At 63.1% G+C, this 7501-nt stretch carries 12 protein-coding genes; 11 read left to right on the forward strand and 1 reads right to left on the reverse strand.

The window, feature by feature from the left end; all coding sequences use genetic code 11:
• Positions 1-414: 414 nt before the first annotated feature.
• The 10 genes from P5205_22175 (at position 415) to P5205_22220 (ending at position 5920) form a co-directional block, all read left to right on the forward strand.
• Complete coding sequence (locus P5205_22175) at positions 415-1074, forward strand: hypothetical protein (GenBank protein ID HSA13068.1); 660 nt, start codon at positions 415-417, stop codon at positions 1072-1074.
• A 58-nt stretch (positions 1075-1132) separates the two neighbouring features.
• The gene (locus P5205_22180) at positions 1133-2143 is read left to right on the forward strand and encodes a coat protein (protein ID HSA13069.1); all 1011 of its coding nucleotides are present in this window, start codon (positions 1133-1135) and stop codon (positions 2141-2143) included.
• Positions 2144-2200: 57 nt separating this feature from the next.
• Entirely contained in the window at positions 2201-2428 is a 228-nt protein-coding gene (locus tag P5205_22185; protein HSA13070.1) for a hypothetical protein, read from the forward strand.
• Between the two features lie 160 nt (positions 2429-2588).
• Positions 2589-2987, forward strand: coding sequence for a fibronectin type III domain-containing protein (locus tag P5205_22190; GenBank protein HSA13071.1), 399 nt, complete (start codon positions 2589-2591; stop codon positions 2985-2987).
• Positions 2988-2998: 11 nt separating this feature from the next.
• The gene (locus P5205_22195) at positions 2999-3430 is read left to right on the forward strand and encodes a hypothetical protein (protein HSA13072.1); all 432 of its coding nucleotides are present in this window, start codon (positions 2999-3001) and stop codon (positions 3428-3430) included.
• A gap of 12 nt (positions 3431-3442) precedes the next feature.
• A complete protein-coding gene (locus P5205_22200) occupies positions 3443-4033 on the forward strand; it encodes a hypothetical protein (GenBank protein ID HSA13073.1) in 591 nt (196 codons plus the stop codon).
• Positions 4030-4491, forward strand: coding sequence for a hypothetical protein (locus tag P5205_22205; protein HSA13074.1), 462 nt, complete (start codon positions 4030-4032; stop codon positions 4489-4491). Before P5205_22200 ends, P5205_22205 begins: the two co-directional genes overlap by 4 nt.
• Positions 4492-4502: 11 nt before the next feature.
• Positions 4503-4811, forward strand: a complete 309-nt coding sequence (locus P5205_22210; GenBank protein ID HSA13075.1) for a hypothetical protein — start codon at positions 4503-4505, stop codon at positions 4809-4811.
• Positions 4808-5554: a hypothetical protein gene (locus tag P5205_22215; protein ID HSA13076.1), complete on the forward strand. Its 747-nt coding sequence runs from the start codon at positions 4808-4810 to the stop codon at positions 5552-5554. Before P5205_22210 ends, P5205_22215 begins: the two co-directional genes overlap by 4 nt.
• A gap of 36 nt (positions 5555-5590) precedes the next feature.
• On the forward strand, positions 5591-5920 hold the full coding sequence (locus P5205_22220) for a hypothetical protein (GenBank protein HSA13077.1): 330 nt from the start codon (positions 5591-5593) through the stop codon (positions 5918-5920).
• A 17-nt stretch (positions 5921-5937) separates the two neighbouring features.
• On the opposite strand, the gene P5205_22225 is transcribed toward P5205_22220, so the two are convergent.
• Entirely contained in the window at positions 5938-7083 is a 1146-nt protein-coding gene (locus tag P5205_22225) for a tyrosine-type recombinase/integrase (protein ID HSA13078.1), read from the reverse strand.
• 204 nt (positions 7084-7287) lie between these two features.
• Between P5205_22225 and P5205_22230 the strand changes: the two genes are divergently transcribed.
• On the forward strand, positions 7288-7501 hold a 214-nt coding region (locus tag P5205_22230; GenBank protein ID HSA13079.1), incomplete at its 3' end, for a hypothetical protein.

A 7501-nucleotide genomic window follows, 5' to 3' on the forward strand; every position in this document is an offset into this window, starting at 1 on the left:
CAAGTGAATAATTACTATGAAAAAGTCCTTCTCAGCACAGAGAACTTCTGGGCTATTTTCTTTTGCCCCTGCGGGGCGGCTCTTTTCGGCGCGCGGGCGCGAGTGGGCAATTCAGATTTCAGGATTTCAGATTTCAGAGGGACGGAAGGGACGGATGGGACGCAGGGGACGGATGGGAGGAATAGCCAATAGTCGATTGCCGACTGCCAAGAAGCCGTTGAAGCGGTTGGCGGGCCGGGCGAGGGCGGGGGTACCCGCATGAATGTGGGTGTTAATGGGAGGCGCCAGATTTCGGGAGGTCGTCAAAAAGAAAAATGGCGGCTCCTGACGGCCCGTGACGGCTGCTGACGGTTCCTGACGGTAGTCCAGCTCCGGGCCGGACTTGCTCGCCAAAACCGATGCTACGCTTGCGCCATGGCGATCAAGTTTCGAGCGAAGTCGAAGGAGGAAATCCCCGCGGAGTTGCAGGGGCTGTATGTGGAGCGGGATGGAGCCTGGGTGCTGGATGTGGAGGGGGCGGTGGAGAGGTCGAAGGTGGACGAGTTCCGGGACGCCAACGTGGCGCTGAGGCGCGAGCGGGACGAGATCAAGCGCCGGTTCGAGCGGTCGGAGTCGGAGCAGGTGCAGGCGGTGGTGGCGGAGCGGGATGCGCTGAATGCGCGGCTGACGGCGATCCAAATTGACCAGGGGGTGACGGCGGCGGCGTCGAAGCGGGGGCTGCGGCCGACGGCGATCCCGGACATCACGGCGCGGGCGCGGAGCGTGTTCCGGCTGGAGAAGGGTGTTCCCACCGCGTTTGAGGCGGATGGGCAGACGGTGCGCATGGGCAAGGATGGCCTCACGCCGTTGAATTTGGAGGAGTGGGTGGATCTGCAGGTCGCCGACGCTCCTCATTTGTTCGAGTCCAACGCCGGTGGCGGGGCTGCCGGCGACGCTTCCGGGGGAGGCGCAGGGGCGCGAGCAGGCAGGTCCGCGAGGAATCCGTTCCGGAAGGAGACGTGGAACCTCACGGAGCAAATGAAGTTGCAGAAATCCGATCCGCAGTTGGCGGCCCGATTGAGGGCGGCTGCATAGGGGAAGGCAGGCGAGACGCCTGCCCCACTTTGCGGATCACAACCGGAGATAGTGAAATATGGCTAAGACGTTAGTGGCGGATGTGATCATCCCCACAGAGTTCGAGAAGTACGCCATTGAGCGGACGGCTGAGCTGTCGCGCTTTGGCGAGTCGGGCATCATCGAAATGGCGCCCGAGTTTGACACGTTGGCGCAGGGCGGCGGCCGTGAGGTCAAAATGCCGTTCTGGAAGGACCTGACTGCGGCGCGGCAGTTGCTGAACGATTCCGCGTCGCTGACGGTGAACAAGATCGCGGCGGATACCGACATCGCGCGCATCCACAACGATGCGCAGGTGTGGTCGGTGAACCACCTGGCGAAGGTGGTCTCGGGCGACGATCCGATGGGTGCGATCGTGGACCTGGTCGGCGCTTATTGGGCGCGGACGGATGAGGCGCTGGTGATCTCCTGCCTGAAGGGCATGTTCGCCGCGGCCTCCATGGCGGGCAACCTGCTTGCGATTCATTCTGAATCGGTGGCGGGCACCACGTCGGCGACCAAGCTGAACGGCGCGACCTTCGTGGACGCGTGCGCCAAGCTCGGCGATGCGGCCAGCAGGCTGACCGCCGTGGCGATGCACTCGGCAACCGAGGCGGCACTCAAGAAGCTGGATCTGATCGACTTCCTGCCGGACAGCGAAGGCAAGCCGAGTCTGGCCAGTTTCCAGGGCCGGCGTGTGGTGGTGGATGACAGCTTGCCCACTCGGGCGGGCACGACCGATGGCACCGTTTACACGACCTACCTGTTCGGCCAGGGCGCGTTCGCCAAGGGCGTTGCGCCGCTGAGCGGCACGCCGCTTCAGGGCGGCTTCGGCACTGAGGGTGTCGAGCTGGCTCGCGTGCCGCTGGACAGCGACACGGTGCTCATCAACCGGCGTCGTTACATCCTGCACCCGCGGGGTGTGAAGTTCACCAGCGCTTCTGTCGCTGGCGATTCGCCGACGGCTGCAGAGCTGGAGACGGCCGCCAACTGGGTGCGCGTTTGGGAGAACAAGAACGTGCGCCTGGTGGCGATCACTCACAACAACTGAGCATGAGCCGGGGATGGCGACATCCCCGGCGCTTGCCTTCCCTGAAAGGACACAAGTATGGGCAAATTGATTCCCTGGAGTTTCGAGAAGATTCGGTCGGGTGAAGTGATTCAGATCCCGACGTTCACCAATGTTGCCGCCGCCAACGCTGCTGGTGTGACCGCAGCTAAGTTCCCGCGGCGCGTCATCTACCTGAGCGCCGGCGGGACTGGTTCGGTGCCGTGCCTGGCCATCAGCGACGGCGCGAACTGGAAGCAGATCGCGATTGGCGCAAACGCCATCTAACTCATGAACGGATTGCTTCCAATCATTCGACGGGTGAGGCGTCCGCTGTTGCCTCCTGAGGCACCAGTGGACGCCAAGCCTGTGGTGGTGGCCGGTGCCGCCAATGGTGGCGACCAGGTGACGCGAGGCGAGGACGCGAAACAGCAGCTGAAGGAAAAACATGGCGAAGTTACTTCAGCTCAGCCGGCCGAGTAGGCGTGTTGGGAGCGTCGTGCGCTCGTGGCTGGCGCTGCGGTTGCAGTGGCGACGGCGCAAACGAACGTCGGGTGCGACTGCGGGAGTGCCGGTCGCGCCGAGCAACTTGCAGGGGTTGGACACGGCTGGGGCTGTGCTGCTCACCTGGGACATGACGGCCGTCGAGGGCGAGCTGGGTGTCGAGATCGAGGGCCGGCAGGACGCGCCGGAATATGAGTTCGAGGTGCTCGGCGCGGGTGGACCGAACGTGAACAACTTCGATTATGAGATCGCGACCGGCGGGTTCTGGGAGTTTCGGGTGCGGGCGTTTAACGCGGCTGGGTACTCGGCTTACTCGAACGTGGTGAGGGTCGAATTCGTGTAGGTGGTGATGTTATGGCACTGACGTTGATCAAGGGCAGAGGGCGGTTGCTGATGTCGGACCGGCTGCGGGCGTGGTGGGCGTTGCGGCGGCAGCGGCGACGGCGCTGTGGGCTGGGAATGCCGGCTGAGCCGGTGATTGTGGGCCTCAACCTGACGGAGAGCGCGGGGGAGCCGCTGTACTGGTTCGATGTGCTGATTGATTTCACGTTCGAGCAGGGGCGCTTTCCCGATGGCACGATCGAGCTCTACTGGTCGCGTGGTTCTCAAGGCTGGGTGGAGAACTACGTCGGTGCCGTGTCGAGCAACGAGCGGTTGTTTCGGCACGTGCGGGCGTTCAGCGACTTTGAAAACGACGATGTGTCCTACCGGATGCGCTACCGGTGCGGCACAGAGGTCATCGGGCCGTTTGGTCCGGCTTACCAGTGGTACTACTGCGCACCTTAGAACTGATTTGCTATGGCTCTCACTCTGATCAAGGAAGACGGCACCGGCAGGGGCGACTCGAACAGCTACGCCACCGTTGCCGAGGCGGACTCCTATTTCGAGGCGCATTTGTATGTGTCGGCGTGGACGGCTGCCACCGCGACTACGAAGGCCGCGGCGTTGGTGATGGCGACGCGCCTGGTGGATTCGCAGTACCAGTTCAACGGCTATCGGGCGCATGACGCGCAGGCGCTGCAATGGCCGCGTGAGCGCTGTCCTGATCCTGACCGCAACCTGGTGACGAGCACGACGCTGTCGCCGGTGCTGACGAATTTCGTGCCGAGCACGCAGGTGCCGGCGCCCGTTGCGTTCGCGGTGTGCGAGATGGCTCGGGAGCTCCTGATTGCGGATCGGACGGCGGCGCCAGCCGGCGAGGGCGTCGAGTCCACGGCGACAGCAACCCACACAAAGACGAGCAGCTCGGACACGAGCAACTCGTCCACCACAAAGTACAGCAAGAGCGACACGCGGCCGATTATCTCGCGCGTAGCGCAGGCGATGCTCTCGAAGTATGGCGCTTTGATTGTCGGCGGCAGCGGCTCGGTTCAATTGGTGCGCGCATGAAGTGGTTCTGGACCATTCTGATGTTGGCCTGGCCTGTCGTGGCCGCTGCACAGCGGTTGACGCTGGCGTGGGATGCGTCGCCGTGCGCCTGCGCTGCCAGCTACAGGCTCTACTACGGCACGAACACTCGGTCCTACCAGTTGGTGACCAATACAGGGCTGGCGCTGACGCAGTCGGTGGTGTTGCCGCACGGCGGGCGTTGGTTCTTCGCGGCAACTGTGGTCAGCACCAACGGCTTGGAATCGGACTTCAGCAACGAGGTCTCCTGGGAAAGCAAGCCGACAGCGCCGGTGATGGCGGGCAGTTCGTGGGTGCGACTGACTCCGGTCTTTGGGCGGAGCACGAACCTGGCGAGCTGGGGAAGTGTGACCGGCGAGGCGACGTGGTTCCCGGCGACGAACCGAGCCGAGTTCTTCCGAGTGAATCGGCTCCTGATGGAGAGAGTGATGGTGCCATGACGAACATGAACATGAGTGAATTTCTGCGGGGCGTGGACCACGCAGCGGCAAAGGATGATCGCTGGCTCTTCATCGCCAGTCTGGTGGTCATCGGACTCTTTGGCGTGTGGGTCGTGCGTTACTTCGTAAAACAGCACGAGCAGTTGCTCGCTGACCACAAGCAGTCTCGCGAGTGCTACCAGGAAAGTTTGCGCGGCGTGGTGGCCGAGCAGAGCGCGACGAACGCCAAGCTCGTCGTGTGCCTGGACAACAACACCAAGGTTCTTGAGGAGTGCCGGGATGAACTCAGGGGCTCCTCGCGCAGGAGAAACAGAAAATGAAAACAGCAAAAATCGGTATGTGGTGTGGAGCGGCCGTAGTGGTTGCGGCAATGTTGGCGGTCAGTGGCTTGAGCGGGTGCTCGACGCTGGACCGGGCGTACAAGAAGGAAGTGACGTGGACAAACCAACCGGTGGTGGAGGTCGTGACGAACACCGTGGTCGTCACCAACACCGTGCCTGAGGTTGTAGAGCGGACGAGCATCGTCTATGTGACGAATGCCGTCTCGGGCGCTGTGTCGGGCTATGCGACGCGCGAGCCGGTAGCGACGAACCTGGTCACGGCGGTGGTGACCAACTTCGTGCCGGTGTTCTACACGAACGTCGTGCAGGTGCCGGTGACGAACCTGGTCGCGAAGCCCGAGGCGGAGGCGGTGATTCAGGCTGCGGGTTCGGTCGTCAACACGTTCGCGCCTGGCATCGGCAGCATTGTGGCGCTGGCCTTGGCGGGCCTTTATCACGGGTACCGACAGGTCCGCAATCGCAAGGTCAATGAGGCGCTCGTCCAGGGCGTGGAAACTGCCCGGGCGGTCCTGACGACTACGCCGCAGGGCCGAGCCGTTGACGCGCAGTTCGTCAAGTGGCTGATGGATCACCAGAAGGAGGCCGGCGTCTTTACGACGGTTTCCGGCCTGGTCGAGCAGCTCAGCGACAACCCGGCGGCGAAGCTGACGGCGCAAGAGATTGCTGCGCGGGTGCAGCAGGCACAGCAGCAGCGGACGGCTGGCCAGGCCGTGGCGGAGTGAAGATGGTGAGGGAATCCTTTCTCGAAGCGAGTGCTTATGAATAGCGACACTATCCACGCGGCAATGAGAACCTGGGCGACGAAGGACCTTCCGGCGCGCCTCCATGCGACACAGGTGGCCAAACTGCTGAACTGCTCGTCGGAGGACGTGGCGATCCTCGTCAGCGCGGGCACGCTGCGTCCGTTGGGCAAGCCTCGGCCCAGTGCCGTGAAGTACTTCAGCACGATCGAGCTGATTGCCCTGTTCGCGGACCGGGACTGGCTCGACGAGGTGACGAAGACCGTTAGCTCGTACTGGCGGCGAAAAAACGAACGCCGCAAGGGCGCCCTGGTGGCGACCCGTGCGGCGGCGTTACAGTTGAACTAGGATCCGCTAGAGGCGGTTCACCCGGCTTGGGCCTGGGCGCTTTCGGGCGCCTGGGCCTGATTCGTTTCGGGGGCGGCGGGTTTGGCTTGGAAGTCCACCGCTACTACTTTCGGCTGCTGCACGGCGGCCGGGTCTTCCTTCCACTTCTTCTCCCAATCGTCGAGCGAAGGCACGGTTACTTCAGCGCGTTTGGAGTAGGCGTGATGCACCGCCATCGACTTGTGCCCCAGGGCCTGCTGCGCGAAACGCTCGGGGTAGCCGCACTTAAGCGCACGCTCGGCCCACGAATAGCGGTACGAGTGCAACGTCACGCCGCTGATGTCCAATCCCGCGCAGCGCTGCCTGAACTCCGTGGCCCGGTCGCCCGGTCGCACCGTGCGCAGGTAGGGGAAGAGCGGGCCGGACTGCGGGCGACGCCGCAGAAGGGCGGCGACCTCCTCGCCAAACCGGATCAGCGCCGGACTGATGGCGGCCCCGCGGGATTTGAGCTTCTTGCGCGAGTAGCAAATGGTGCGGCGCTCCCAGTCAACGTCATTGGCCGTCAGGCAGGCGGCGTCCGATTGCGAGGCGCCGGTGTGCCAGAGCAGCTCGTAGAAGTCGCGGCGTTCGGGGTTACGCTCGCGCGCCACGATGGCGGCGTGCTCGGCGGCGGTGATGGCGCGTTTCGGCTTGAAGACGAATCGGGGCCATTGCATGCGCGGGATGACGGATTTGAGGAGCCACTCCATGCCAAGGGCGTGGTTGTGAATGCGGCGCAGGAACATGTTGGTTGAAACTCTGCCGCCGGCCAGGGCGCGATCGAAGTGCTCGGCCCGGGTCTCAGCGACCTTGAGCTTGCGGAGGCAGTCGAAGTTCTTGTCTCGAATAGCCAACTCCCAGCGCGCACGGCTGCCGCCGGTCTTCTTTTCGACGATGTGATCCATCACCTCCTGCCAGGTCCTGGTGGCGAGCTTCGGGTCCGTGGCGTTGATGTAAACGCGAGCCAGGCCGAGGCTGATGCCGGGCTGGCGCTCCGCCTCGTTCATCGCGTTGAGCTTCTGTTCCGCCTCGGCCTTGACGCGGGTCTTGAGGCTGACCGAGTTGCCCGTGAGGTTGTCATACGCGTAATACATGCCCCAGGCGCGTTTGAATTTCCGATACCGTTGAGTCATATCCGTTCTCATCTTTCTTAGGATATGGAGGTCTGAACTCCCCTCGCATCCGGGCAACGGGCGTGTCCGCACCGTGCGTGCACCGGATAATTAACGAGGGTGAAAATCGTTGAAGGATTCGTTGGAGGTCCGCCCCTCATCTCGCTCAAGCCCTCGTGTTTTCAACCACTTAGGCAGGGAGGTGAGAGACCGGACTGAGCAGAGAAAAAAAAGACCATGAGAACTACATCACAAATCCAGGAAGTCGGTTCAGGGCTCCAGAGCCGTCCTGATGAGCAGGAGAAAGCAAACCTCCAGCCTCCTCTGCCGGGCCTGGACAAGATCGTCAAGCCCTTCCGCTTCGCTCCCTCGCCCTACGTTTACAAGGTAGTTCCACTCCGCGAGGCCAGGACCCCCGACCAGATGACCCTTTGCGACACACCCGAAGCCG

The sequence above is a fragment of the Candidatus Paceibacterota bacterium genome, from assembly GCA_035452965.1.
In the GTDB taxonomy this organism is placed as follows: Bacteria; Verrucomicrobiota; Verrucomicrobiia; order Limisphaerales; family UBA8199; genus UBA8199.